Below are 23937 nucleotides of genomic sequence, written 5' to 3'. Positions count from 1 at the left end.
GTGGATATCGCCGGTCGTCACGTCCTGGTCGCCGGTGCGGGGGTCACCGGCAAGTCGATCGTGCCCGTGCTCACCGAGCTGGGTGCTCGGGTCACCGTCACGGACGGCAACGCCGAGCGCCTGGCCGAGCTGGAGGGCCTGGGCGCCGAGCTGGTACCCGGGCTGAGCGAACCGCCGGAAGACGTCGTCCTCGTCGTCACCAGCCCCGGCTGGCGGCCGACGGCGCCGCTGCTGGTCGCCGCGGCCGAGGCGGGCGTCGAGGTGATCGGCGACGTCGAGCTGGCCTGGCGCGTCGGGCAGCTGCGCGAGCACCCGCCGTCGTGGCTGGTGGTCACCGGCACCAACGGCAAGACGACCACCGCCGGCATGCTGGAGTCGATCCTCAAGGCGGCCGGCGCCAACGCCGTGGCCTGCGGGAACATCGGTTACGCGGCCCTCGACGCGGTCCGCGCGGGTTACGACGTCCTGGCCGTCGAGCTGTCGAGCTTCCAGCTGCACTGGTCCTCGACCCTCGCCCCGGACGCGGCCGTGGTGCTCAACCTGGCCGAGGACCACATCGACTGGCACGGCTCGATGGAGGAGTACGCCGCCGCGAAGGGCCGCGTCTACACGCGGGCCAAGGTCGCTGTGCACAACGCCGACGACGAGTGGTCCACCCGGATCGCCTTCGAACACGCGGGAGCGGACGCCCGTCGCGTCGGGTTCCGGCTCGACACGCCGCGGGCCGGGGAGCTGGGCATCGTCGAAGACCTGCTGGTCGACCGCGCTTTCGTCGCCGACCCGGCGACCAGCGCCGAGGAGCTGGCCACGCTCTCCGACGTCCGCCCGGCGGGCCCGCACAACGTCTCGAACGCCCTCGCCGCGGCCTCGCTGGCCCGCGCCCACGGCGTCACACCGGACGCCGTCCTGAAGGGCCTGCGCGAGTACCAGCCGGCCCCGCACCGGGCCGTCGAGGTGGCCGAGGTCGCCGGCGTCCGGTACGTCAACGACTCCAAGGCGACCAACCCGCACGCCGCCGCCGGGTCGCTGCGCGCGCACGAGTCGATCGTGTGGATCGCCGGGGGCCAGCTCAAGGGCGCTTCGGTCGACGAACTCGTGAGCAGCATCGCCGGGCGTCTCCGCGGAGTTGTGCTACTCGGGGTCGATTCACCCGTGATCGCCGCCGCGGTCGCGCGACACGCGCCGGATGTCCCGGTGAACAGCCTCCGTCCGGGTGACCATGAACCCATGACTGCGGCGGTGAGTGCGGCCAGCGCGATGGCCCGGCCAGGTGACGTGGTGCTGCTGGCACCCGCCGCGGCGTCGTTGGACATGTTCCGCAGCTACGGCGAGCGCGGCGACGCGTTCGCCGCTGCGGTGCGCGTCCTCCGCGACGACGCAGCGGGGGAGCCGAGTGACGGTCACTGAGCCCAAGCCCAAGACACCGCCGAAGCGGCCGCGCCGCGAGCGCAAGGAAAGCGGGTTCGTCGCCTTCCGGACCGCGCTGACCGCGTGGCTCTCGCGCCCGCTCGCGTCGTTCCACCTCGTGCTCGCCCTCACCGGCGTGCTCACCGTCATCGGCGTCGTCATGGTGCTCTCGGCGTCTTCGGTGGCGTCCTACAACCCGAAGACCGGCAGCGGCGTGTACTCGCTGTTCATCAAGCACCTGGTGTTCGTCGCGATCGGCTCGGTCGTGTTCTGGCTGGGCCTGCGCGTGAAGCTCGAGCGCATCCGGTCGGTCTCGGCCACCGCGACCGTCGTCTGCCTGGGCCTGCTGGTGCTCGTGCTGACGCCGCTCGGCTCGACGGTCAACGGCTCGCAGGGCTGGTTCAAGCTCGGCGAGTTCACCTTCCAGCCGGTGGAGGCGGCAAAGGTCGCGCTCGCGTTCTGGGGCGCCCACATCCTGGTGATCAAGTACAACGTGATCCACCAGTGGCGGCACCTGCTGGTGCCCGTGGTGCCGATCGCGCTGCTGATGTTCGCCCTGGTCATGCTGCAGCCGGACCTCGGCGGCACGGTCACCCTCGCGGTCGTCCTGCTGGCGCTGCTGTGGTTCGCCGGCGCGCCGAAACGGCTGTTCGGCGTGATCCTCGCGGGCGGCCTCGCCGGCGTGCTCGTGCTCGCCCTGATCGCGCCCTACCGGCTCCAGCGCGTCATGTCGTTCCTCTCGCCGGACGCCGACACCTCCGCCGAGGGCTTCCAGGCCAACCAGGCCAAGCTCGCGCTGGCCGACGGCGGCTTCTTCGGCAAGGGGCTCGGCCAGGGCGCGTCCAACTGGGGCTACCTGCCCAACGTGCAGAACGACTTCATCTTCGCCCTGATCGGCGAGGAGCTCGGGCTGATCGGCTGCGTCGTGGTGCTCGCGCTGTTCGCCGGCGTCGCGATCGTGGGCCTGCGGATCGCCACCCGGAACATCGACCCGTGGATCCGGATCGTCTCCGGCACGCTGACCGTCTTCCTGGTCGCGCAGGCCGGCATCAACATCGGCTACGTCGTCGGCCTGCTGCCGGTCACCGGGGTCACGCTGCCGCTGATCTCCTACGGCGGGACGTCGCTGGTGATCACCATGCTCATCATGGGGGTGCTCGCGAACGCCGCCCGGCACGAACCGGAGGCGGTGGCCGCACTGCGCACACAGGGGCCGGGTAAATTCGGACGCCTGCTGCGGCTGCCCGCGCCCGACCCGTACCGCCCGCCCGCCACCCGCAAGGCGGCGGCGCGAAGTGGGGCGAAGGCGGCCAGGCCGGCGCCCCGTGCGGCGCGGCCCGCCCCGGCGCAGGAACGACGCAGGTCGGTCCGCGAACCGGTGCGCCGCAGCGCGGCACGGACGAGCACGGCCACGTCTCGCGGCGGGGCCGCGCGGTCAACAGCGAGCCGTGGTACCCGGAGTACCGCGAACCGGAGAGGTCATTGGTGAGTAACCCCGTCAAGGGTCCCGAGCGAGCCGCCGCGGGCAAGGCGCCCGTGGTCGTGGTCGCCGGAGGTGGCACCGCAGGACACATCGAGCCCGCCCTCGCCCTGGCCGACGCCGTCAAGCGGCTGCGCCCGGACGCGACGGTCGTGGCCCTGGGCACCGAGCGCGGCCTGGAGAACAAGCTCGTCCCGGCCCGCGGGTACGACCTCGAGCTGATCCCGCCCGTCCCGCTGCCCCGCAAGCCGACGCCGGAGCTGCTGCGGCTGCCCCTGAAGGTCCGCGACTCCGTGCGGCGCACCCGCGAGGTGCTGGACCGGGTCGGCGCGGACGTCGTCGTCGGCTTCGGCGGGTACGTCGCCCTGCCCGCCTACCTGGCGGCGCGCGGGCGCGTCCCGATCGTCGTGCACGAGGCCAACCAGTCGCCGGGCCTGGCGAACAAGGTCGGCGCGCGGTTCGCCAAGCGGGTCGCGGTCGCCGTCCCGGGCACGCCGCTGCCGAAGGCCGAGGTCGTCGGGATCCCGCTGCGGCGGTCGATCACGTCGCTGGACCGCGCCGCGCTGCGCGCCGAAGCCCGCGAGCACTTCGGGCTGGCCCCGGACGCGCCGACGCTGCTGGTCTTCGGGGGTTCGCAGGGCGCGCAGTCGATCAACGCCGCCGTGTCCGGCGCGGCCAAGGAGCTGGCCGACGCCGGCGTCGGCGTGCTGCACGCGCACGGCCCGAAGAACACCCTGGTCGTCCAGGAGTTCCTGGGCAGGCCGGCGTACGTGCCGGTGCCGTACCTGGAGCGCATGGACCTGGCCTACGCGGCGGCGGACGTCGCGATCTGCCGGTCGGGCGCGATGACCGTTGCCGAGGTGACCTCGGTCGGGCTGCCCGCGGTGTTCGTCCCGCTGCCGATCGGCAACGGCGAGCAGGCCACCAACGCGCGCCCGGCGGTCGACGCGGGTGCCGCGCTGATGGTCGAGGACGCCGAGCTGAGCCCGGCCAAGGTCGCCGAACTGGTCGTCCCGCTGGTCACCGACGCCGACCGCGTCGCCAAGATGGGCGCCGCCGCGGTCGGCATGGGCCACCGTGAAGCCGACGAGACCCTCGCCCGGATCGTTTTGGAGGCCGCCGGTGCCTGAACTGCCTGAAGAACTGCGCCGGGCGCACCTGATCGGGATCGGCGGCGCCGGGATGTCCGGCATCGCGCGGATCCTGCTGGCCCGCGGGGCTTTCGTGTCGGGCTCGGACGCCAAGGAGTCGCGCGCGCTGCTGTCGCTGCGGGCCCAGGGCGCCCAGCTGTTCGTCGGCCAGAGCGCCGAGAACATCTCCGCGCTCGCCGAGCCGCCGTCCGCGGTGGTCGTCTCCACGGCGATCAAGGAGACCAACCCCGAGCTGGCCGCGGCGCGGGCCGCCGGGATCCCGGTGCTGCACCGGGCGCAGGCGCTGGCCGGGCTGATGGAAGGCCACCGCGTCGCCTGCATCGCGGGCACGCACGGCAAGACGTCGACCACGTCGATGCTCACCGTGGCGCTGCAGCAGTGCCGGCTCGACCCGTCGTTCGCCATCGGCGGCGACCTCAACGAGTCCGGTGCCAACGCCCATCACGGCGAGGGTGGCATCTTCGTCGCCGAGGCCGACGAGAGCGACGGCTCGTTCCTGACCTACTCGCCGTCGGTCGCGGTGGTGACGAACGTCGAGCCGGACCACCTGGACCACCACGGCACGGCCGAGGCCTACACGAAGGTGTTCACCGACTTCGTGAGCCGGATCGTGCCGGGCGGGCTGCTGATCGTCTGCGCCGACGACCCCGGGGCGGACGAACTGGGCAAGCAGGCCGCCGACCTCGGCGTCCGCGTGCGCCGCTACGGCCGCACGGCGACCGACGCGCGGATCCTGGAGTACGACCCCGCGCCCGACGGCGGCGTCGTGCGGCTCGAGATGGACGGCGCCGAGCTGTCGGTGCGGGTCGCGGTGCCGGGTGAGCACATGGCGCTGAACGCCGTGGCCGCGCTGCTCGCCGGGATCGAGCTGGGCGCGCCCGCGGCCGAGCTGGCCGACGGGCTCGCCGCGTTCGGCGGGGTGCGGCGGCGGTTCGAGTTCAAGGGCCGGGCCGGCGACGTGCGCGTCTACGACGACTACGCCCACCACCCGACGGAGGTGTCCGCGCAGCTGCGCGCGGTGCGGACGGCGGCCGGGTCCGGGCGGGTGATCGTGGTGTTCCAGCCGCACCTGTACTCGCGGACGAAGATGTTCTCTTCGGAGTTCGCGGCGGCACTGTCGCAGGCCGACGAGGTCGTCGTGCTCGACGTCTACGGCGCGCGCGAAGAGCCCGAGCCGGGGGTGACCGGGGCGCTGATCGCCGACGCGGTGACCGTGCCGGTGCACTACGAGCCCGCGTTCGACGTCGCCGCCGGCCTGGCGGCGGGGCTGGCCAAGCCCGGCGACCTGGTCATCACCATGGGCGCCGGCGACGTGACGCAGCTGGGCCCGGAGATCCTCGCCGAGCTGGACAAGCGCTGAGCCCATGAGTTCGACCAGGGAACGCCGCCGTCCGTCCGAAGAGGACGAACGGGATCGTGCTGCCCTGGCGCGGGAACGGCGGGGGCGGCGTTCGGAAGAGGAGCGCCGCCGCACCCGCGCCACGCGGTCCGCGCCGCGCACCCGGCCGAACCGGCGGGTGGAGATCCGCCGCCGCTGGGTGGCGCTGCTGTCGGTGCTGACCGTGATCGCGCTGGTGTACCTGCTGTTCTTCAGCTCGATGCTGGGGGCCCAGGACGTGGCGGTCACCGGCTCGCGCACGGTGCCCGCCGACCAGATCCGCGCGGTGGCGGCGGTGCCGGTGGACAAGCCGATGCTGCGGCTGAGCACGGACGAGATCCGCGACCGCGTGGCGCAGATGCCCGGCATCGCCACCGTCGAGGTGTCGCGCTCGTGGCCGAACACGGTCGAGATCGCGGTGACCGAGCGGACGGCGATCGCATTCTTCGACAGCGGCCCGGGCGGCGACGGGGTCCACCTGGTCGACGGCGGCGGCGTGGTGTTCAAGACGGTGCACGCGCGCCCGGCGGGGTTGCCGGAGCTGAAGCTGCCGAAGGTGTCGGCGGACGACCCGGTGACCCGCGCGGTGACGGCGGTGCTCGGCGTGATCCCGGAGCAGCTGCTGAAGCAGGTCACGACGGCGACGGCCAAGACCCCGGCGAGCGTGGAGTTCACGCTGTCGAGCGGCAAGATCGTCCGCTGGGGGACCGCGGAGCAGACCGACCGCAAGGCCAAGGTCCTGGCCGCGCTGCTGACCCAGGACGGCAAGGTCTACGACGTCGCGGCGCCGGAGTTGCCGACCATCTCGTCCTGAGCTTTCCCGGAAAACGCATGCACCCGGGTTCTCGTATGCCGTACGATCTCGTACGGCATACGAGAACGAGAGGGGTGCTCGATGACGATCCTGGTGACCGGAGCGACCGGCAGCGTGGGCCGGCTGGTGGTCGACGAACTGCTGGCCACGGGGGCAACCGTGCGGGCCCTGACCATCGACCCGGCACGTGCGAAACTGCCGCCCGAGGCCGAAGTCGTCGTCGGGTCGCTGGCCAGGCCGTCGACCCTGCCGTTGGCCGGGGTCGACGCCGTCTACCTGGCTCCGATGGCGCGGACCGTGGGCCGGTTCTGCGAGCTGGCCCGGGCGGCGGGTGTCGAGCGGGTCGTCGCGCTCTCCGGCAGCAGCGTGGGTGACGGCCACGAGGGCTCCAGCGGCAACGAGTACGCCGCCGTCGAGGCGGCCGTCCGGGCAGCCGGGTTCGCGTGGACGTTCCTGCGTCCGGGCGCCTTCATGAACAACACCCTCGACTGGGCCGGCATGGTGCGCGCGGGCGAGGTCGCGATGGCCTGCCCCGGCGCCAGGCAGACGCCCATCGACCTCGGCGACATCGCCGCCGTGGCCGCCCGGGTGCTGACCGGGGACGGGCACGTCGGGAAGACGCACGTCCTCAGTGGACCGGAGGCGATCAGCCTGCGCGAGCAGGTGGAGACGCTGGCATCCGTGCTGGGCAAGGACATCCGGTTCCGCGAGCTGACCCGGGCGGACCAGCGGGCGCAGTGGATCGGCTCCGGCGTCCCGGAACAGGCCGTCGACTGGATCCTCGACGGCTTCGAGGAAACCCTGCGGCACCCGCAGGTGCCGACCGGGGTCGTCGAGGACCTGCTGGGCCGCAAGGGAACGACGTACGCCCAGTGGGTCGGGGCGAACCGGGACGTGTTCGGCTAGACGCGGGTGCGGGTCATCCCGGCCAGGCCGATCAGCGGGAGGACGCCGGCGAACACCACGACCGCCGTCCAGCCGCCGAGGTGGAAGGCGACCGAGCCCGCCTGCGAGCCGATCGCGCCGCCGATGAAGAACGTGCCGAGGTAGACGCTGTTGACCCGGGCGCGGGCCGCCGGGTCGAGCTGGTAGATCACGTGCTGACCGGTCACCAGCGTCGCCTGGACGGCCATGTCGACCGCGATCGCGGCGATCGCGAGCAACACCACGCTGTGCGCGCCGAACCCGGCGAGCGCGAACGCCGCCGCGCACAGCACGAAGGCGGCCGCGGTGAGCCGGCGGCCGTGGCCGTGGTCCGACCACCGCCCGGCCAGCGGCGCCACCGCGGCGCCCGCCGCCCCGGCCAGCGCGAACAGGCCCACGCCGAGCTGGGAGTAGTTGAACGGCGGGGCCGTCAGCACGAACGCGATCGTCGTCCAGAAGGCGCTGAACGCCCCGAACATCGCCGACTGGTACAGCGCGCGGTGGCGCAGCGCGGGGTGCTTGGCCCACATGGCGAAGGTCGAGCGCAGGAGCTGTCCGTAGTGGACGTCCGTCTTCGGTGCCCGGCGCGGCAGGATGAACCGCAGCACGACGGCGAGCGCGGCCATCGCCGCGGCGGAGATCAGGAACACGACGCGCCAGCTGGTGACCTCGGCGAGGAAGCTGGCGACGACGCGGGACAGCAGGATGCCGAAGAGCAGCCCGCTCACCACGCGCCCGACGATCCGGCCGCGGATGGCGTCGGGGGAGATGTCGGCGGCGAACGGGATGAGGATCTGCACGACGACGGACGTCGCCCCGACGACCAGCGAGGCGATCAGCAGCACCGCGAACCCGGGGGCGACGCCGGTGGCGACCAGGCCGGCGCACGCGACCGCGAGCAGCGTCGCGACGAGGCCGCGGTTCTCGAGGCGGTCGCCGAGCGGGACGAGCAGCAGCATCCCCGCGGCGTAGCCGATCTGGGTGGCGGTGACGACCCCGCCGGCGGCGGCCTCGCCGACGCCGAACGTCTGGCGCAGCTCCGCGAGCAGCGGCTGCGCGTAGTAGAGGTTGGCGACCGTCAGTCCACAGGAGACGGCCAGCAGCAGCACGAGCCACCCCGGTGGGGCTTTCTGCTCGGTTTCGGTCATGCGTCCCCCGCTTGTCGAACCGGTTTGATCGGTTCCCGACGGTACCAGTCAAACCGGTTCTGGCGTACTGTGACCCGTATGACGGACCGATTCCGCGAAGGCGCGGGCAGGTTGTGCCTCGACTTCGTCCGCACGCTGCGCTACCGGGGCACGCCGGAGGAGCAGGAGGAGCTGCCCGACGCGGCGGCGTGGGGAGCGTGGATCGACCAGCTGGGCCCGTTCCCCGCCCCGGTGCGGCCCACCTCGGCGGACGACGCCCGGACCGTGCGCGAGGCGATCCACGAGCTGCTCACCCGTGAAGTGCGGCCGGCCACCCGTCAACGGTTGAACCGCGTCGCGGCGCTGCCGGTGCCCGCCCCTTCGCTGACGACGTCCGGCGAACTGCGGTGGCAGGCGGCGGATCCCGCGGAGGCGATGCTGGCGTCGCTGGCCCGCGACGCGCTGGAGCTGGTGACGTCCCCGGAGTTCGCGAAGGTCCGCCGCTGCGCCGGGCCGTCGTGCGGGGCGCTGTTCCTGGACACGTCGAGGCCGGGGACGCGGCGGTGGTGCTCGATGGAGATCTGCGGGAACCAGGCCAAGAAGTCGACTTATCGAGCCAAGGCGCACTGACGTGGAACGGCCCCCTCGGAGAGTCCGAAGGGGCCGTTCCGGGAAGCGTCAGTTGAGCGCGGCGTCCAGGGTGATCGTCGTGCCCGCGAGGGCCTTCGACACCGGGCACGTCTTCTCCGCCGTCTCCGCGTACTCCGCGAACTGCTCCGCCGTGACGCCCTCGATGGACGCGCGCAGCGTGATCGCGATGCCGCTGATCTCGAAGCCGCCGCCGGCGGCCGGGCCGAGGGTGACCTCGGCGCTCACGTCGATCGAGTCCGCGGTGAGCTTCTGGGCCTCCAGCACGCCCGACAGGTTCATCGCCAGGCACGACGAGTGCGCCGCCGCGATGAGCTCCTCCGGGCTGGTCTGGCCGTCGGGGTTGCCCGCGCGGGTCGGGAACGAGACGGAGAACGTGCCGGCGTTGGACGAGTCCAGGGTGACCTCGCCCTTCCCGTTCTGCAGTCCGCCGACCCAGTGGGTGGTCGCGTCACGGCTGGGCATCCGAGCCTCCAAGGGAGTAGGCGGCGGCCGACGCCGTCAGCCGCCGCAGGGTGTCGATCAGGGTCCGCCGCTCGGTGTCGTCGAGGCCCAGCGCGCAGCCGATGGCCGACGGGACGCCCGCCGCGCGGGTGCGCGTGGAGCGGCCCTTCCCGGTCAGGCTGACCACCACCGTGCGCTCGTCCGCGGGCAACCGCGTCCGCGTGACGAGCCCGTTGGCCTCGAGTCGTTTGAGCAGCGGGGAAAGCGTGCCGTAGTCCAGGTGCAGCGCCTCGCCGATCTCCTTGACCGGCCGGTCGTCGGACTCCCACAGCACCAGCAGCACGAGGTACTGCGGGTACGTGAGGCCCAGTTCGCCCAGCAGGGGACGGTAGGTGTCCGTCACCGCGCGCGACGCCGCGTAGAGCGCGAAGCAGGCTTGCTCGTCCAACAGGAACTCATCCGGCACGCCCACAAACCTAGTCCCCGATTACATCGTGCGCAAGGTATTCCGGAAAACTGTCGGTGCCGCCTGGCAGACTCCCGGGCATGACCGAACGACCCGAGCGCCCCCGGGCGCCGCTCACCGGTGGCGAGCGCGAAATCCTCACGACGATGCTCGACCACCACCGCGCCACCGTCGAGTGGAAGGCCGGCGGCCTGACCGACGAGCAGGCCCGGCGCGTCCACCTGCCCAGCGAGCTGACCACGATCGCCGGGCTGGTCGGACACCTGACGCTCAACGAGTGGTTCTGGTTCGCCGTCGTCCTCGACGGCGAGGAGGACACGTGGGACGAGCGCCTGAAGGCCGACCCGGACGCCGAGTTCCGCTTCGCCGCGGAGACGCCGGTGCCGCAGCTCCTCGCCGACTACGAGAAGCAGTGCGCCCGCAGCCGCGAGATCGTCGCCGCGCGCGGCCTCGACGACCAGGTGACGTACAAGGACGAGACGTTCAACGTCCGCTGGGTGCTCACGCACATGATCGAGGAGACCGCGCGGCACGTCGGCCACCTCGACCTGCTGCGCGAGCTGACCGACGGGGTCACCGGGGAGTGACCTTCTTGGGCGGCAACGGGAAGAAGCCGCTCGTCCGCTCGACGTAGTGCGCGTACGCCGGGCGCGTGCGCGCCATTCCCTTCTCCAGCATGGGTTTGCCCGTTCCGCGAGCCAGCGTGAACGTCATCGCGACGGGGGAGAGGATCGTCAGCGCGCCCGGCCACGTCGAGCAGGCCAGCAGGTACAGGCCCCACCACACGCACGCGTCGCCGAAGTAGTTCGGGTGCCGCGTGTAGCGCCACAGCCCCGTGTCGAGCACCTTGCCCTTGTTGGCCGGGTCGGCCTTGAACCGGCGCAGCTGGTCGTCGCCGACCGTCTCGAACGCGAACCCGACCAGCCACACGGCGATGCCGAGCCAGCCCAGGACGCCGATCCCGGTGCCGTCCACCGCGAACTGCACCGGAAGGGAGACGAAGTACAGCACCACGCCCTGGAACAGGTAGATCCGCACGAACATCTTCAGCGGCCCGTAGCCCATCCGCGCGTACCGCGGGTCCTCCGGCAACTTGTGGTTGCGCAGGTGCAGGTGCACCGAGAGCCGCACGCCCCAGACGACCGTCAGCAGCACCACCACCAGCCGCAGGGACAGCGGGCCGTCGCCGAACGGGAAGGCGGCGACCGCGACGATCGCGAAGCCCAGCCCCCAGAACGTGTCGATCGTGTCGTAGCGCTTGCGCGCCCGCGCGATCCCGAAGGTCACGACCACCGCCACGAGCGTGACGGCGGCCGTGACGAGCAGCTGCGGCATCAGCACCACTCCCGCGTCGCCGGCATGCCGCTGGTGCCGTCCGGGTGCGGTCGCACCGAGAGGATCTGGTCCACGCCCATCCGGTTCTCCTCGAACGCCAACGCCCCGCCCACCAGGTACAGCCGCCAGACCCGCGCGCCGGTCTCGCCGATCAGCGCGACGACGTCGGCCCAGTTCTCCTCCAGGGTGTCGGCCCAGGCGCGGACCGTCCAGACGTAGTGCTCGCGCATCGCGTGCACGTCCCGCACCTCGAGGCCCGCGGACTCCAGGTGGTCGATGGTCCGGCCGACCGGGCGCATCGTCATGTCGGGGGCGATGTACCGCTCGATGAACGCGCCGCCGCCGGGGGCGACGTTCCCGCGCGACATCTGCTGGATCAGCACCCGGCCGCCGGGCTTGACCATCTTGTGCAGCGTCGCCGCGTACGTCGGGTAGTTGATCTCGCCGACGTGCTCGCCCATCTCGATCGACGCCACCGCGTCGAACGGCGCGTCGGGCAGCTCGCGGTAGTCCTGGCGGCGCACCTCGACGCGGTCTTCGAGGTCGTGCTGGGCGAGGCGGCCGCGGATGTGCTGCAACTGCTCGGCCGAGAGCGTGATGCCGACGGCCTCGACGCCGTGGTGCTTGGCCGCGTGGACCAGCAGCGAGCCCCAGCCGCAGCCGATGTCGAGCAGCCGCATCCCGGGCCGCAGGCCCAGCTTGCGGCAGATCAGCTCCAGCTTGTCGTGCTGGGCCTGTTCGAGGCTCTGCGACTCGGCGGTGAAGTACGCGCTCGAGTACGCCATCGACTCGTCGAGCAGGAGCTGGTAGAAGGCGTTGCCGAGGTCGTAGTGGTGGGCGATGGCGGACTTGTCGCGCAGCAGGCTGTGCAGCTTGCCGGTCAGGCGGGCTTCTTCGGCCGGTGGCCGCGGAGGCGGTCCGACGACCCTCAGCCGGGCCGCGAGCCGGACGGCTTCGGCCCACTCCCGCGGGCCGAGCTTCGCCCGGTTCAGCTCCCCCGTGCGGGTGAGGGCCCAGATCCGGCGGAAGCCGTCCGCGAGGTCTCCTTCGACGTCCAGGTCACCGGTCACGTAGGCGCGGGCGAGACCCAGCTCACCCGGCGCGTAGAGCAGGCGGCGCAGCGCGCGGCGGTTGCGCAGCACGACGGTGGGCGCGTCAACTGGGCCGACGCGGGTTCCGTCCCAGGTCCGGAGGCCGACGGGGAGCTGCCCGCCGAGGAGTTTTTCGGCGAACGAGGCGAGGCGGTGCGCGGTGCTGTTCGGCATGTCCGGGATTCGCTCCGCTCCGCGCGGTGGATTGGTGCCACCCCCAGCCAATCCGAACCCGGGGCGGCGGCGAAGTACCGGTGTGGAGATCACGGGAGAACGCATCGCCGTCATCGGCAGCGGGGTGGCCGGGCTGACCGCGGCATACCTGCTGCAACGCAAGCACGAGGTGCTGCTCTTCGAGGCGGACGACCGCCTGGGTGGGCACGCGCACACCCACGACGTGCCGAGCGCGCACGGCGGGACCGTCGGGGTCGACTCCGGCTTCATCGTCCACAACGAGCGCACCTACCCGACGCTGCTGAAGCTGTTCGGCGAGCTCGGGGTGCGCACCCGGGACACCGAGATGTCGATGAGCATCCGCTGCGACGGCTGCGGCCTGCAGTACGCCGGCGCCAAGGGGCTGCCCGGGCTCTTCGCCCAGCGCGGCAACCTCGCCCGGCCCCGCTACCTGCGCATGCTGGCCGAGGTGAAGAAGTTCCACCGGCACGCGAAGCGGCTGCTGGCGGCGAAGGACGCCGGGGACGTCACGCTCGGCGCGTTCCTGGCCATCGGCGGCTACACCCGCTACTTCACCGACCACTTCATGCTGCCGCTGGTGTCCACGGTCTGGTCGGCCGACCGCAGCGACACCCTCCGCTACCCGGCCGGGTACCTGTTCGAGTTCCTCCGCAACCACGGCATGCTCTCGGTGAAGAACTCGCCGGCCTGGCGGACCGTCGTCGGCGGGTCCCGCGAATACGTCGAACGCGCGGCGAAGCAGCTCACGGCCGTGCACCTGTCGACGCCAGTGCGGTCGGTGCTGCGGACGGGAAGCGGCGTCGAGGTCCGCGACGACGCCGACACCCCGCACCGGGTCGACAAGGTCGTCGTCGCCACGCACGCCGACCAGGCGCTGTCCCTGCTGGCCAACCCGACCACGGCCGAGCGCGAAGTGCTCGGCGCGTTCCGCTACTCGGCCAACGAAGCCTGGCTGCACACCGACACCAGCGTGCTGCCGTCGCTGGCCGACGCCCGCGCGGGGTGGAACTACCGCGCCCCGGAGTGCGGCGCGCCGACCGGCGCGGTCCAGGTCAGCTACGACATGAACCGCCTGATGCGCCTCGACGAGCCGACCGGCTACGTCGTCACGCTCAACCCCGGCGACGGCCCGGGCCCGGACCGCCTGGTCGCGCGGATGAACTACGAGCACCCGGTCTACACGCCGGAATCCGTTGCGGCGCAACGCCGGCTGCCCGAGCTGAACGACGGCGTCTTCGCGTACGCGGGCGCCTACCACGGCTGGGGCTTCCACGAAGACGGCTGTTCCTCGGGTGCCCGTGCCGCCGAAAGCCTGGGAGTCGCCTGGTGACCAACGCGCTCTACGACGCGACCGTCGCGCACGTGCGGCGGATCGACCCGCCGCACGCCTTCGCGCACCGCGTGTACCTGTGGCTGGTCGACCTCGACGCGCCGCCACGGCTGCCGGCGTGGCTGCGGCCGTTCGCCCGCTTCGACAGCCGGGACCACTTCGTCGCGAGCGATCCCCGCGGGATCCGCGAGAAGCTGGACGGCTGGCTCGCCGAGCGCGGCGTGGACCTGCGCGGCGGCAAGGTCGTGATGCTGGCCGCCGCGCGCGTGTTCGGGTACGTGTTCAACCCGATCAGCGTCTACTGGTGCCACGACGCCGAGGGCCGCCTCGCCTGCGTGGTCGCCGAGGTGCACAACACCTACGGCGGCCGGCACGCGTACCTGCTGCACCCGGACGAGCACGGCCGCGCCCGCGCGGCCAAGGAGTTCTACGTTTCGCCGTTCCAGGAGATGGACGGCGAGTACCGGATGCGGCTGCCCCACCCGGAAGCGTTGCTCGACCTCACCGTCGCGTTGCGCCGCGAGAACTCGACGCCGCTGGTCGCTACGCTGCGGGGTGTTCGCCGCCCGGTGAACCCGCGGTGGCTGGCCCGGCTCGTGCTGGCCCGGCCGCTGCTCCCGCAGCGGGTGTCCGCGCTGATCCGCCGCCACGGCGTCGCCCTGTGGCTGCGGAAGGCGGCGGTCGTGCCGCGCACCCCGCAGAACGCCGGAGGACAGCTGCATGGATGAGCAGGCCCGCCAGCGCTCCCTCGCGCCCGTGCCCGCCGAAGTCCCGGCGGGCCCGACGGCGGAGGAGCTGATGGTGCGCGTCGCCAAGGGCGACGAGCGGGCGTTCGAACTGCTCTACGACCAGTTCGCGGGGCCGATCTTCGGGCTGGTCCGGCGGATCGTGCGCGACGCGGCCCAGTCCGAAGAGGTCGCGCAGGAGGTGCTCGTCGAGCTCTGGCGCACCGCGACGCGGTATTCGCCCGAGCGCGGCTCGGCGCTGAACTGGGCGATGACGCTGGCCCACCGCCGCGCCGTGGACCGCGTCCGCTCGGCGCGCGCCAGCACCGAGCGCGAACAGAAGGCGACCTTCGAAGCGGCCCGCGGCCGCCCGTTCGACGAGGTCGCCGAGTCCGTCACCGCGCGGCTCGAACGCTCCCAGGTGCGCCGGTGCCTGTCCTTCCTGACCGATCTGCAGCGCGAATCCGTGCTGCTCGCCTACTACCAGGGCTATACCTATCGCGAGGTGGCCGAAGTGCTGTCGACGCCGCAAGGAACCATCAAGACGCGGCTGCGGGACGGGCTCATCCGCCTGCGGGACTGCCTGGGGGTGACCGCGTGAGCACCCCCGAGATGCACACCCTCGCCGGCGCCTTCGCCCTCGACGCCGTCTCCGACATCGAGCGCGCCGAGTTCGCCCGGCACCTCGAGCAGTGCGAGTCGTGCACGCAGGAGGTCGCCGAGCTGCGCGCGACCGCCGCCCGGCTCGGCGCGGCGATGGCCGAGGAGCCGCCGCCGGAGTTCAAGGACCGCGTCATGGCCGCCATGCACGCGACGCGCCAGCTGCCGCCGCGGACGCGGGCCGGCGCGCACGAGCGCCACCGCCCCCCGTCCCGCGCACCGCGCTGGGCGGTTCTGGTGGCGGCCGCCGCCGCGGTGGTCGGGCTGGCCGCCGGCGGCGTGTTCGGCGGGATCGCGCTCACCCAGCAGCAGGAGCTGCAGACCGCGCAGAGCCGGCTCGACCAGGCGAAACAGCGTTACGAGCCGGTGGCGGCCCTGCTCGCGGCCCCGGACTCGAAGACCGCGCACGGTGAGGCGCCCGGGGGCGGCGGGGTCACGGTCGTCCTGTCGAAGTCGCTGAACCGCGTGATGGTGATGGACGCGGGCCTTCCGGCGCAGCCCGGCGGGAAGGTCTACGAGGCCTGGCTGATCACCGGCGGCAGCGCGCCGCGCTCGGCCGGGGTGATCGCCGCCGCCGACGACGGTGGCCTGGTCGTGGCCGACGGCGTCGGGGCCGCCGACCGGCTCGCGGTGAGCCTCGAGCAGGCGGGCGGATCGCCCAGCGGGGCGCCCACGGACGTGCTCATGAGCATGCCCGTGCCGGCCTGATCTTCCGCCATAGCAGAGCGGGCCGGGCAGGTGATCGCGGCCTTCCGCTCTTGCGCGCTCGAACGTGTTGTGGCAAAACACCTTTGCGACACACGGCGTGCCTACTGGATTAGAGCCTGCCTGGTGCCTACCGTCCTGCCTAACGTCGGCAGTTGACATAACTCTCAATCTGGGGTTGAGGTTGAGAGTTGATCACCCGCCGGCGGGCTGTACGGGCACAACGATCAGGAAGGCGGACTTCGATGACGCCCCCGCACAACTACCTTGCGGTGATCAAGGTGGTCGGCATCGGCGGTGGCGGCGTGAACGCCGTGAACCGCATGATCGAGGTCGGCCTCAAGGGTGTCGAGTTCATCGCGGTGAACACCGACGCCCAGGCACTGCTCATGTCCGACGCCGACGTCAAGCTGGACATCGGCCGCGAGCTGACCCGCGGCCTCGGCGCGGGCGCCGCCCCCGAGGTCGGCCAGAAGGCCGCCGAAGACCACCGTGAAGAGATCGAAGAGGTCATCAAGGGCGCCGACATGGTGTTCGTGACGGCCGGTGAAGGCGGCGGCACCGGCACCGGTGGCGCCCCGGTCGTCGCGCAGATCGCCCGCAAGCTGGGCGCGCTGACCATCGGCGTCGTGACCCGCCCGTTCACCTTCGAGGGCAAACGCCGCGGCAAGCAGGCCGAAGACGGCATCCAGTCGCTGCGCAACGAGTGCGACACGCTCATCGTGATCCCGAACGACCGGCTGCTGCAGCTCGGTGACATCGGCGTCTCGCTGATGGACGCGTTCCGCTCGGCGGACGAGGTGCTGCTCTCCGGTGTCCAGGGCATCACCGACCTGATCACCACGCCGGGTCTGATCAACCTCGACTTCGCCGACGTCAAGAGCGTCATGTCCGGTGCGGGGTCCGCGCTGATGGGCATCGGGTCGGCCCGGGGAGAGGGCCGGGCCATCCAGGCCGCGGAGAAGGCGATCAACTCGCCGCTGCTGGAGGCGTCCATGGACGGCGCCCACGGCGCGCTGCTGTCCATCGCGGGCGGCTCCGACCTGGGCCTGTTCGAGATCAACGAGGCCGCTTCGCTGGTGCAGGAGTCCGCGCACCCGGACGCCAACATCATCTTCGGCACGATCATCGACGACTCCCTCGGCGACGAGGTCCGCGTCACGGTGATCGCGGCCGGGTTCGACGCGGGCGCGCCGACCCACAAGAAGCTCGACCCGCCGGCGTTCGGCTCGCGGTCTTCGTCGGGCAGCACGGCGTCCGCCTCGGCCGGGCAGGTCTCGAACCCGCCGACGCCGCCGTCGGGCGCCACCCCGGTGCCGCCGGCCGGCAGCTCCGGCTACCCGGTGGCGCCGCCGCGGTCGCACTCGCCGCTGCCCTCGGCCACCGGCGGCCAGCCGTCCGGCGGGCTCCCGCAGCCCGGCGGCGGTTCGCGCGGCTACTCGCCGATCGGCTCCAACGCGACCCAGGGCAGCCTGCCGGGGCGCGCGATGCCGGTGCACGACGACCCGTCCGACGACGAGGTCGACGTCCCGCCGTTCATGCGGCGCTAGCCACACCTGCTGAAGGCCACCACCCGCGAACTAGAGTCGTGGGTGGTGGCCTTCATCGATGTTCAGGAGGATTCGTGCGGGTTCGGCGAGTGGTCACGACCAGGGCGGGCGGCGCGTCGCGGCCGCCGTACGACACCTTCAACCTGGGTGACCACGTCGGTGACGACGAGGGGGACGTCTTCGCCAACCGCAAGCGGCTCGCTTCGGAACTCGGCCTGGCCGAGGACAGGCTGGCCTGGATGGAGCAGGTCCACGGCCGCACGGCGACGATCGTCGACGGCTCGGAGACCCGCGCGGCGGAGGCGACCGACGCGCTGGTGACCGCGACCCCGGGCGTGGCGCTCGTGGTGCTGGTCGCCGACTGCGTCCCGATCCTGCTGGCCGACGCCGAGGCCGGGGTGGTCTCCGCGGTGCACGCCGGGCGCGTCGGCACGCGCGTCGGCGTCGCCAAGGCAGCGGTTTCCGCGATGCGAGAAGCGGGTGCCGAGGTGGGCCGCATCGAGGCGCTGCTGGGCCCGGCGATCTGCGGCGACTGCTACGAGGTCCCGGCCGCCATGGCCGCCGACGTCGAGAAGCACGTGCCGGGCAGCGCCTGCAAGACGCGGAAGGGCACGCCCGGGCTCGACCTGCGCGCCGGGCTCTGGCAGCAGCTCGCGGACCTCGGCGTCGGCAAGATCGGCGTCGACCCGCGGTGCACCAACGAGGACAAGACGCTCTTCAGCTACCGCCGCGACGGCACGACCGGGCGGATCGCGGGCATCACCTGGGTCGAGGCATGACCGACCGCAAGGCCGAGCTGGCCGCGAACCTGGCCGAGGTCGAGGCGCGGATCGCCGCCGCTTGTCGCGCCGCCGGGCGCGCCCGGGACGAGGTCAAGCTGATCGCGATCACCAAGACCTTCCCCGCCTCCGACGCCGCGCTGCTGGCCGAGCTGGGCGTCACCGACGTGGGGGAAAACCGCGACCAGGAGGCCGGCCCGAAAGCCGCCGAGGTTCCCGGCCTCCGGTGGCACATGGTCGGCCGGCTGCAGCGGAACAAGGCACGTTCCGTGGTCGGGTGGGCGCACGAAGTGCAGTCGCTCGACTCGGCCCGGCTCGCCGACGCGCTCGCCAAGGCGGTGCGTGCGGCCCAGGACGCGCAGATACGTGACGAACCCCTCGACGTGCTGATCCAGGCGAGCCTCGACGACGACCCGGAGCGCGGCGGCTGCCCCCTCGACGAGCTGGGCCAGCTCGCCGAGCACGTCACTCACATGGGTGAACTGCGGCTTCGCGGCCTGATGGCTGTCGCGCCGCTCGGCGCGGACCCGGCGGCGGCCTTCGAACGACTCGCTCGCGCGGGTGAGGCGCTTCGCAAAGATCACCCGAATGCCGCAGAAGTCTCCGCCGGGATGAGCCATGATCTCGAGCAGGCGATCACGCACGGCTCGACCTGTGTGCGTGTCGGAACCGCGTTGCTCGGTGGGCGCGGTTTAGCCTCGCCGTAGGGAGCCCGTACCCGGTCACGTTTAGTGGTCGGCCGTACGGGGCACTGACGGCGTGGAGAAACGTCGGTGCGGGAGCGGCTAGGGCTAGGGAGAGGCATGAGCGCGCTGCAGAAGCTGAAGGCCTACTTCGGGATGGTGCCCGCGGACGACGACGGTTACGACGTCGAAGACGACTACCGGCGTGGCTACGACGACGAGTACGACTCCTACGAGGAGCCGGCTCCCCGGTCGTCGCGCTCACGCTACCGCGACGTCGACGACACGTACGACGAGCCCGTCAGCCGCAGCCGATCACGCTCCGTGGTCGGTTCCGAGCCTGCCGTCCACGGCGCGCTCGCGGTCGACCGGCAGCCGGAGCCCGTGGCGCGGCTGCGCCCGGTCACCGAGCCGGCCCGGCCGCCGCTGCGCGACCCGCTCAGCCGGATCACCACGCTGCACCCCACGAGCTACGTGGAGGCACGGGCGATCGGCGAGCACTACCGCGAGGGCATCCCGGTGATCATCAACCTCACCGAGATGGAGAACGCGGACGCCAAGCGGCTCGTCGACTTCGCCGCCGGGCTCGCCTTCGCGCTGCGCGGGTCGATGGACAAGGTCACCAACAAGGTGTTCCTTCTCTCACCGCCCGATGTGGACGTCACGGCGGAAGACCGCCGACGGATTGCCGAGGGCGGATTGTTCCTGCGCGGCTGAAGTCGCGCTTACCGCTGAGCGCAAGCAGACGTGATTTTGTCGACCCGATGCCGCGTCGACCCCCTCAACAGCGTCTTCTACGGGGGCGCATGGTTAGAGTAGGTGCGTGGAAGCTGTGTGGCTGGTCGTCTGGTACGTGCTGTTCGCCTTCTGGCTGCTGCTGACGGCGCGGATCGTGATCGAACTCGTTCGCACCTTCGCGCGTGAGTGGCATCCCGCCGGGGGGGTTGCGGTGACGCTCGAGACCATCTACACAGTGACGGACCCGCCGGTCAGGTTGTTCAGGCGAATCATTCCGATGGTTCGGATCGGCGGCGTCGGACTGGACTTGTCGATTATGGTGCTGCTGTTGGTTGTGTTCTTCGCGATGCAACTGGCGACTCCAAGTTGATCGGGGAGACTTGGGTGGACCCTGCAGGCCATGGAGTGCGTGAGGTGATCTGATGTCGTTGACCCCCGCTGACGTGCATAACGTCGCGTTCAGCAAGCCGCCCATCGGCAAGAGGGGCTACAACGAGGACGAGGTGGACGCGTTCCTCGACCTGGTGGAGACCGAGCTGGCCCGCTTGATCGAGGACAACAACGAGCTGCGCCAGCAGATGGAGCAGCTCGACGCCGAGCTCGAGTCGACCCGAGGCGAGCTCGAAAACGCCAAGGCGAACGTCGGAGCCCCTCCGATGCGTGAAGAGCCGTCGCGCCGCCTGGCCCCCGTGCCGCCGCCGCAGTCGGCCATGGAGCAGACCCAGGCGCACTCGATGGTCGGCGACAGCGCCGAGCCGAACGTGCAGGCCGCCAAGGTCCTGGGCCTGGCCCAGGAGATGGCCGACCGGCTGACCGCCGAGGCGAAGACCGAGTCCGACGGGATGCTGGCCGAGGCCCGCACCAAGTCCGAGCAGCTGCTCTCGGACGCCCGGGCGAAGTCCGACTCGATGGTCAACGAGGCGCGCACGCGCGTCGACACGATGCTGAACGACGCGCGGACCCGGGCGGAGACCCTGGAGCGCCAGGCGCGTGACAAGGCGACCACGCTGGAGCGCGAGTCCCAGCGCAAGTACACCGAGACGATGAACAGCCTCAACGCCGAGAAGGGCGGGCTGGGCAAGAAGATCGAAGAGCTGCGCACGATCGAGCGGGAGTACCGCACGAGGCTGCGCGGGTTCCTCGAGTCCCAGCTGCGCGAGCTCGACGACCGCGGCTCCGCGGCCCCGGCGTCGGCGTCCTCGAACTCCGGGCAGTCGTCCGGTTCCTCGAGCGGCGGCCAGGGCTACTCGTTCGGCCCGCGCGCCGAGGCCGGCTGAGTTTTCTTCCCCGGGCCCACCCCGCCGGCGACGTCGGCGGGGTGGGCCACGGTTCGGAGTCGATCCGGTACCGCACGTGGGCGGGTCGACGGCCGATCTTGAGCGGTTCGTGCTGTAATTCAGCGTGCTTTACATCGTGCTGGTACTGGTACTGGCGGCTCTGGGGTTGCTCGTCACGGCGCTCATCACGGCTTCTTCGCTGTGGGCCTGGGTTTCCATCGGTCTCTCCGTGCTGGCCGGGCTGATCCTGGTCGCCGACTGGCTGCGCCGCCGTCGTCGTGCCGCGGCTCCGGCTCCCGAACCTCCCGCGGAACCTCCGGCCGAGGAAGAGCCACCGGCCGAAGAGCCACCCGCCGACGAGAAGCCGGTGGAAGAGGAACAGACCGCCCTGATCCCGGCGGCGGGCGACCTGGGTGACCCGGCCGACACGCCCGAGCCCGAAGCACCCCCGGCCGAAGAACCAGTCGCGGAAGACCCCGCACCGGCGAAGCCCGAGTCCGACGCCGAGCCGGGCGAAGAAGAGACCACGTCGGCGGACCTCGCCGTCTTGGCCGACCTCGAGGACGAGGTCGTGGTGGTCGACGAGCACCCGCGCTACCACCTCAGGACGTGCGTCTGGCTGGGCAAGCGCGACACGATCCCGATCGGCGTCGGCGAAGCCCGTCAGCTCGGCTTCACGCCGTGCAACCGCTGCCGCCCCGACGCGACCCTGGTGGCCGCCCACCGCTGACCCCCGTGATGCCTCTCCAATCACGCGAGATGCCCCTCCAATCACGCGAGATGCCGCTTCAATCACGTGTGAGGCCGTGCGGGAGGGACGACACGCGTGATCAGAGCGACGACACGCGTGATTGAAGGGACGACACGGCGTCGGCTCCTTCCGGGGTGAGCCGCAGCGCGCGGTGGGCTTGGCCGCGCCGCCGCACCCAGCCCGCGTCCACGAACCGGGTCGCGACCGCCGCGCCCAGGGCGCCCGCCAGGTGGTGGCGCTGCTCACTCCAGTCCAGGCAGAACTTCAGCAGCGGACGGCGGCCGGCCGCGGCCGCGTCGACGTCCACGCCCAGTTCGCCGAACACCTCGCGGGCCGCGGGACCCAGCGTGTACGGGTGTTCGCTCAACGGAGCCGAAATCCGGTCGCCCGGACGTCGTCGCGTGTCGGAGGCCCCGGTCAGCGCACCCCGCGCCAGCAGTGCCGAGGTGACCGCAACGCCGAGCCGTCCGGCGAGGTGGTCGTAACAGGTGCGCGCCGTGCGCAGCGCCTCCGCACGCGTGCCCTCCCGCAGGGACGTCACGGGCTGCGAAGGGGAGAACCGCGCCAGCGTCTCCAGCAGCTCCGCGGTGTCCGGACCGGCCAGGCGGTAGAACCGGTGCCGCCCCGACTTCTCCGCGACGACCAGGCCGGCGTCCCGCAGCTTCGCCAGGTGCGCGCTGACGCCCTGGGCGGACAGCCGGGCCTCGGCGGCCAGCACGGACGCCGCCAGCGCCCGGCCGTCGCCCAGCGCGAGCAGCACGCGGACGCGCGCCGGGTCGGCGAACAGCGCGGCCGTGCGGGCGATGTCGGCGTCGCCTTCCATGCCCCCAGGATGCCCCCGGCACACTTCCACCGCGACGGAAGCGTCCGCGCGGTGCACTGGGGGCATGCTCCTGCTGACCATGTGCGCCGGGATGTTCCTGGTGCAGCTCGACGTGACGGTCGTCAACGTCGCGCTGCCCGCCATCGGCACCGACCTCGGCGCGGACCTCACCGCGCTGCAGTGGGTGGTCGACGGCTACGCGGTCGTCCTGGCGGCGTTCCTGCTCACCGGCGGCGCTCTCGGTGACCTCCTCGGACACCGCCGGGTCGTCGTCACGGGCTTCACGCTCTTCGGCGCGGCTTCGGCCGCGTGCGGGCTCGCCGGCGCCGCGCCGTGGCTCGTCGCCGCCCGCGCCGGCCAGGGCCTGGGCGCCGCGTTGCTGCTGCCCGGGACGCTCGCCGTGATCACCGGCGCCTACCCGGGACGCGCCGAGCGTGCCCGGGCCCTCGGCGTCTGGGCGGGGGTGTCGGCCCTGGCGCTGGCGGCGGGCCCGGTCCTCGGTGGCGCACTCGTCACCGCGGCGGGCTGGCGGCCGGTGTTCTGGCTCAACGTCCCCGTCGTGCTGGTGGCCGCCCTGGCGACCCGGCGGCTCGTGCCGCGCGGCGACCGCAGGCCCGGGAGGGTCGACTTCGCCGGCATCGCGACGGCCGCGCCCGCGCTCGGCGCCGCGGTCTACGCGGTCATCGGCGGCAGTGTCGTCGCCGGGGTGCTCGCGGTCGTCCTGCTGGGGGCGTTCCTGGTCGTCGAACGCCGGTCGGCGCACCCGATGCTGCCCCTCGACGTCGCCCGGCGGACCCTGCCCGCGAACTTCGTCTCGGCCGCGATGAACTTCGTCGGCATCGGCTCGATCCTCGTGCTGACGCTCTACCTGCAGGGCGTCCGGCACGCGACGCCGTTGCAGGCCGGGCTCGAAGTCCTGCCGTTGTTCGGGCCGCTGTCGGTGCTGGCGCCGGTCACCGGCCGGCTCGTCGCCCGGTTCGGGCCGCGGCCGCTGATGGTGTCCGGGCTCGCCCTCGGCGTGCTCGGGATGCTGAACCTGGTGCTGATCAACGAAACCAGCGGTTACCCGGCCCTCCTGCCGACGCTGCTCGGCCTCGGCGTCGGGATGGGCCTGCTGACGACGGCAGTCGTGACGGCGGCGGTCAGCGACATCCCGGCCGAGCGGGCGGGCGTCGCCAGCGGCATCAACAACACCGCCCGCCAGGCCGGCGGCGCGCTCGGGGTGGCCGTGCTCGGCGCGGTCTCGGGTGCGGGGCTGCCGACGGTGGGTGTCATCGCGGCGGCGTTGTGGCTGACGGCCATCGGCGTGACGCTGGCCGGGGTACGTGCCCCTCGTGACAACCCGGTTGCGCGGGCCCGTTAATCTGGTAGGCAACACGGCGTCGATCCGGCCATCACCGGGGAGCCTCCGGAAGAACCGAGCGTCACCGCTCTCAGTAGAACCGGACGGGTGCGG

At 72.2% G+C, this 23937-nt stretch carries 26 protein-coding genes; 20 read left to right on the top strand and 6 right to left on the bottom strand.

The features are described from left to right. The 6 genes from murD to ACWEN0_RS34890 all read left to right on the top strand — a co-directional run bounded on the left by murD (position 1) and on the right by ACWEN0_RS34890 (position 7136). Entirely contained in the window at positions 1–1407 is a 1407-nt protein-coding gene (gene murD, locus ACWEN0_RS34915) for a UDP-N-acetylmuramoyl-L-alanine--D-glutamate ligase (RefSeq protein WP_451983471.1), read from the top strand. Then, entirely contained in the window at positions 1394–2896 is a 1503-nt protein-coding gene (gene ftsW / locus ACWEN0_RS34910; RefSeq protein WP_451983469.1) for a putative lipid II flippase FtsW, read from the top strand. The genes murD and ftsW overlap by 14 nt, the downstream gene beginning before the upstream one ends. Further along, positions 2893–4017 carry an undecaprenyldiphospho-muramoylpentapeptide beta-N-acetylglucosaminyltransferase gene (gene murG, locus ACWEN0_RS34905; RefSeq protein WP_451983467.1) on the top strand — a complete coding sequence of 375 codons (1125 nt, stop codon included), beginning with the start codon at positions 2893–2895 and terminating at the stop codon, positions 4015–4017. The genes ftsW and murG overlap by 4 nt, the downstream gene beginning before the upstream one ends. Then, a complete protein-coding gene (murC, locus tag ACWEN0_RS34900) occupies positions 4010–5398 on the top strand; it encodes a UDP-N-acetylmuramate--L-alanine ligase (RefSeq protein ID WP_451983465.1) in 1389 nt (462 codons plus the stop codon). Before murG ends, murC begins: the two co-directional genes overlap by 8 nt. Before the next feature lie 4 nt (positions 5399–5402). Further along, positions 5403–6230, top strand: coding sequence for a cell division protein FtsQ/DivIB (locus tag ACWEN0_RS34895; RefSeq protein ID WP_451983463.1), 828 nt, complete (start codon positions 5403–5405; stop codon positions 6228–6230). Between the two features lie 81 nt (positions 6231–6311). Beyond that, on the top strand, positions 6312–7136 hold the full coding sequence (locus ACWEN0_RS34890) for an NAD(P)H-binding protein (protein WP_451983461.1): 825 nt from the start codon (positions 6312–6314) through the stop codon (positions 7134–7136). Here ACWEN0_RS34890 and ACWEN0_RS34885 read toward each other — a convergent pair. Next, a complete protein-coding gene (locus ACWEN0_RS34885; protein WP_451983459.1) occupies positions 7133–8302 on the bottom strand; it encodes an MFS transporter in 1170 nt (389 codons plus the stop codon). The two genes, ACWEN0_RS34890 and ACWEN0_RS34885, sit on opposite strands and share 4 nt — an antisense overlap. A gap of 78 nt (positions 8303–8380) precedes the next feature. On the opposite strand from ACWEN0_RS34885, the gene ACWEN0_RS34880 reads away from it, so the two are divergent. Then, positions 8381–8911, top strand: a complete 531-nt coding sequence (locus ACWEN0_RS34880) for a CGNR zinc finger domain-containing protein (protein WP_451983457.1) — start codon at positions 8381–8383, stop codon at positions 8909–8911. A gap of 48 nt (positions 8912–8959) precedes the next feature. Here the strand turns inward: ACWEN0_RS34880 and ACWEN0_RS34875 are convergent, their stop codons facing one another. Both ACWEN0_RS34875 and ACWEN0_RS34870 read right to left on the bottom strand, forming a co-directional pair. Continuing rightward, a complete protein-coding gene (locus ACWEN0_RS34875; RefSeq protein WP_247024743.1) occupies positions 8960–9394 on the bottom strand; it encodes an OsmC family peroxiredoxin in 435 nt (144 codons plus the stop codon). Further along, entirely contained in the window at positions 9381–9839 is a 459-nt protein-coding gene (locus ACWEN0_RS34870; protein ID WP_451983455.1) for a MarR family winged helix-turn-helix transcriptional regulator, read from the bottom strand. Before ACWEN0_RS34870 ends, ACWEN0_RS34875 begins: the two co-directional genes overlap by 14 nt. Before the next feature lie 80 nt (positions 9840–9919). Here ACWEN0_RS34870 and ACWEN0_RS34865 point away from each other — a divergent pair, with 80 nt between their 5' ends. Then, positions 9920–10426, top strand: coding sequence for a DinB family protein (locus ACWEN0_RS34865; RefSeq protein ID WP_451983453.1), 507 nt, complete (start codon positions 9920–9922; stop codon positions 10424–10426). On the opposite strand, the gene ACWEN0_RS34860 is transcribed toward ACWEN0_RS34865, so the two are convergent. Beyond that, positions 10413–11174 carry a DUF1295 domain-containing protein gene (locus ACWEN0_RS34860; RefSeq protein ID WP_451983451.1) on the bottom strand — a complete coding sequence of 254 codons (762 nt, stop codon included), beginning with the start codon at positions 11172–11174 and terminating at the stop codon, positions 10413–10415. The genes ACWEN0_RS34865 and ACWEN0_RS34860 overlap by 14 nt on opposite strands. Further along, positions 11174–12439 carry a class I SAM-dependent methyltransferase gene (locus ACWEN0_RS34855; protein ID WP_451983449.1) on the bottom strand — a complete coding sequence of 422 codons (1266 nt, stop codon included), beginning with the start codon at positions 12437–12439 and terminating at the stop codon, positions 11174–11176. Before ACWEN0_RS34855 ends, ACWEN0_RS34860 begins: the two co-directional genes overlap by 1 nt. An 82-nt stretch (positions 12440–12521) precedes the next feature. Here ACWEN0_RS34855 and ACWEN0_RS34850 point away from each other — a divergent pair, with 82 nt between their 5' ends. From ACWEN0_RS34850 to ACWEN0_RS34800, 11 genes are all read left to right on the top strand, one after another. Beyond that, positions 12522–13790 (top strand): NAD(P)/FAD-dependent oxidoreductase, encoded by a 1269-nt coding sequence (locus ACWEN0_RS34850; RefSeq protein ID WP_451983447.1) that lies wholly within the window; start codon positions 12522–12524, stop codon positions 13788–13790. Beyond that, positions 13784–14518, top strand: coding sequence for a DUF1365 domain-containing protein (locus tag ACWEN0_RS34845; RefSeq protein ID WP_451983533.1), 735 nt, complete (start codon positions 13784–13786; stop codon positions 14516–14518). Before ACWEN0_RS34850 ends, ACWEN0_RS34845 begins: the two co-directional genes overlap by 7 nt. Then, positions 14511–15116 (top strand): ECF RNA polymerase sigma factor SigK, encoded by a 606-nt coding sequence (sigK, locus tag ACWEN0_RS34840; RefSeq protein WP_451983445.1) that lies wholly within the window; start codon positions 14511–14513, stop codon positions 15114–15116. Before ACWEN0_RS34845 ends, sigK begins: the two co-directional genes overlap by 8 nt. Continuing rightward, a complete protein-coding gene (locus ACWEN0_RS34835; RefSeq protein ID WP_451983443.1) occupies positions 15113–15883 on the top strand; it encodes an anti-sigma factor in 771 nt (256 codons plus the stop codon). The genes sigK and ACWEN0_RS34835 overlap by 4 nt, the downstream gene beginning before the upstream one ends. Before the next feature lie 242 nt (positions 15884–16125). Further along, positions 16126–17430, top strand: coding sequence for a cell division protein FtsZ (gene ftsZ / locus ACWEN0_RS34830; protein WP_451983441.1), 1305 nt, complete (start codon positions 16126–16128; stop codon positions 17428–17430). 74 nt (positions 17431–17504) lie between these two features. After that, complete coding sequence (pgeF, locus tag ACWEN0_RS34825; RefSeq protein WP_451983439.1) at positions 17505–18209, top strand: peptidoglycan editing factor PgeF; 705 nt, start codon at positions 17505–17507, stop codon at positions 18207–18209. Continuing rightward, positions 18206–18916 (top strand): YggS family pyridoxal phosphate-dependent enzyme, encoded by a 711-nt coding sequence (locus ACWEN0_RS34820; protein ID WP_451983437.1) that lies wholly within the window; start codon positions 18206–18208, stop codon positions 18914–18916. Before pgeF ends, ACWEN0_RS34820 begins: the two co-directional genes overlap by 4 nt. Positions 18917–19012: 96 nt before the next feature. Next, positions 19013–19609 (top strand): cell division protein SepF, encoded by a 597-nt coding sequence (locus tag ACWEN0_RS34815; RefSeq protein WP_451983435.1) that lies wholly within the window; start codon positions 19013–19015, stop codon positions 19607–19609. Positions 19610–19724: 115 nt separating this feature from the next. Further along, on the top strand, positions 19725–20000 hold the full coding sequence (locus tag ACWEN0_RS34810) for a YggT family protein (RefSeq protein WP_072477845.1): 276 nt from the start codon (positions 19725–19727) through the stop codon (positions 19998–20000). Between the two features lie 52 nt (positions 20001–20052). After that, complete coding sequence (gene wag31, locus ACWEN0_RS34805) at positions 20053–20907, top strand: DivIVA-like cell division protein Wag31 (RefSeq protein WP_086670198.1); 855 nt, start codon at positions 20053–20055, stop codon at positions 20905–20907. A gap of 124 nt (positions 20908–21031) precedes the next feature. Beyond that, on the top strand, positions 21032–21637 hold the full coding sequence (locus ACWEN0_RS34800) for a hypothetical protein (protein WP_451983433.1): 606 nt from the start codon (positions 21032–21034) through the stop codon (positions 21635–21637). Between the two features lie 100 nt (positions 21638–21737). Here the strand turns inward: ACWEN0_RS34800 and ACWEN0_RS34795 are convergent, their stop codons facing one another. Next, positions 21738–22481: an ArsR/SmtB family transcription factor gene (locus ACWEN0_RS34795; RefSeq protein WP_451983431.1), complete on the bottom strand. Its 744-nt coding sequence runs from the start codon at positions 22479–22481 to the stop codon at positions 21738–21740. A 64-nt stretch (positions 22482–22545) separates the two neighbouring features. On the opposite strand from ACWEN0_RS34795, the gene ACWEN0_RS34790 reads away from it, so the two are divergent. Further along, the gene (locus ACWEN0_RS34790) at positions 22546–23844 is read left to right on the top strand and encodes an MFS transporter (protein ID WP_451983429.1); all 1299 of its coding nucleotides are present in this window, start codon (positions 22546–22548) and stop codon (positions 23842–23844) included. Positions 23845–23937: the final 93 nt, after the last annotated feature.

Source organism: Amycolatopsis sp. NPDC004378 (assembly GCF_053602455.1).
Note: the sequence above shows the minus strand (reverse complement) of the source record. Positions and strands in the feature narration are given on the sequence as shown.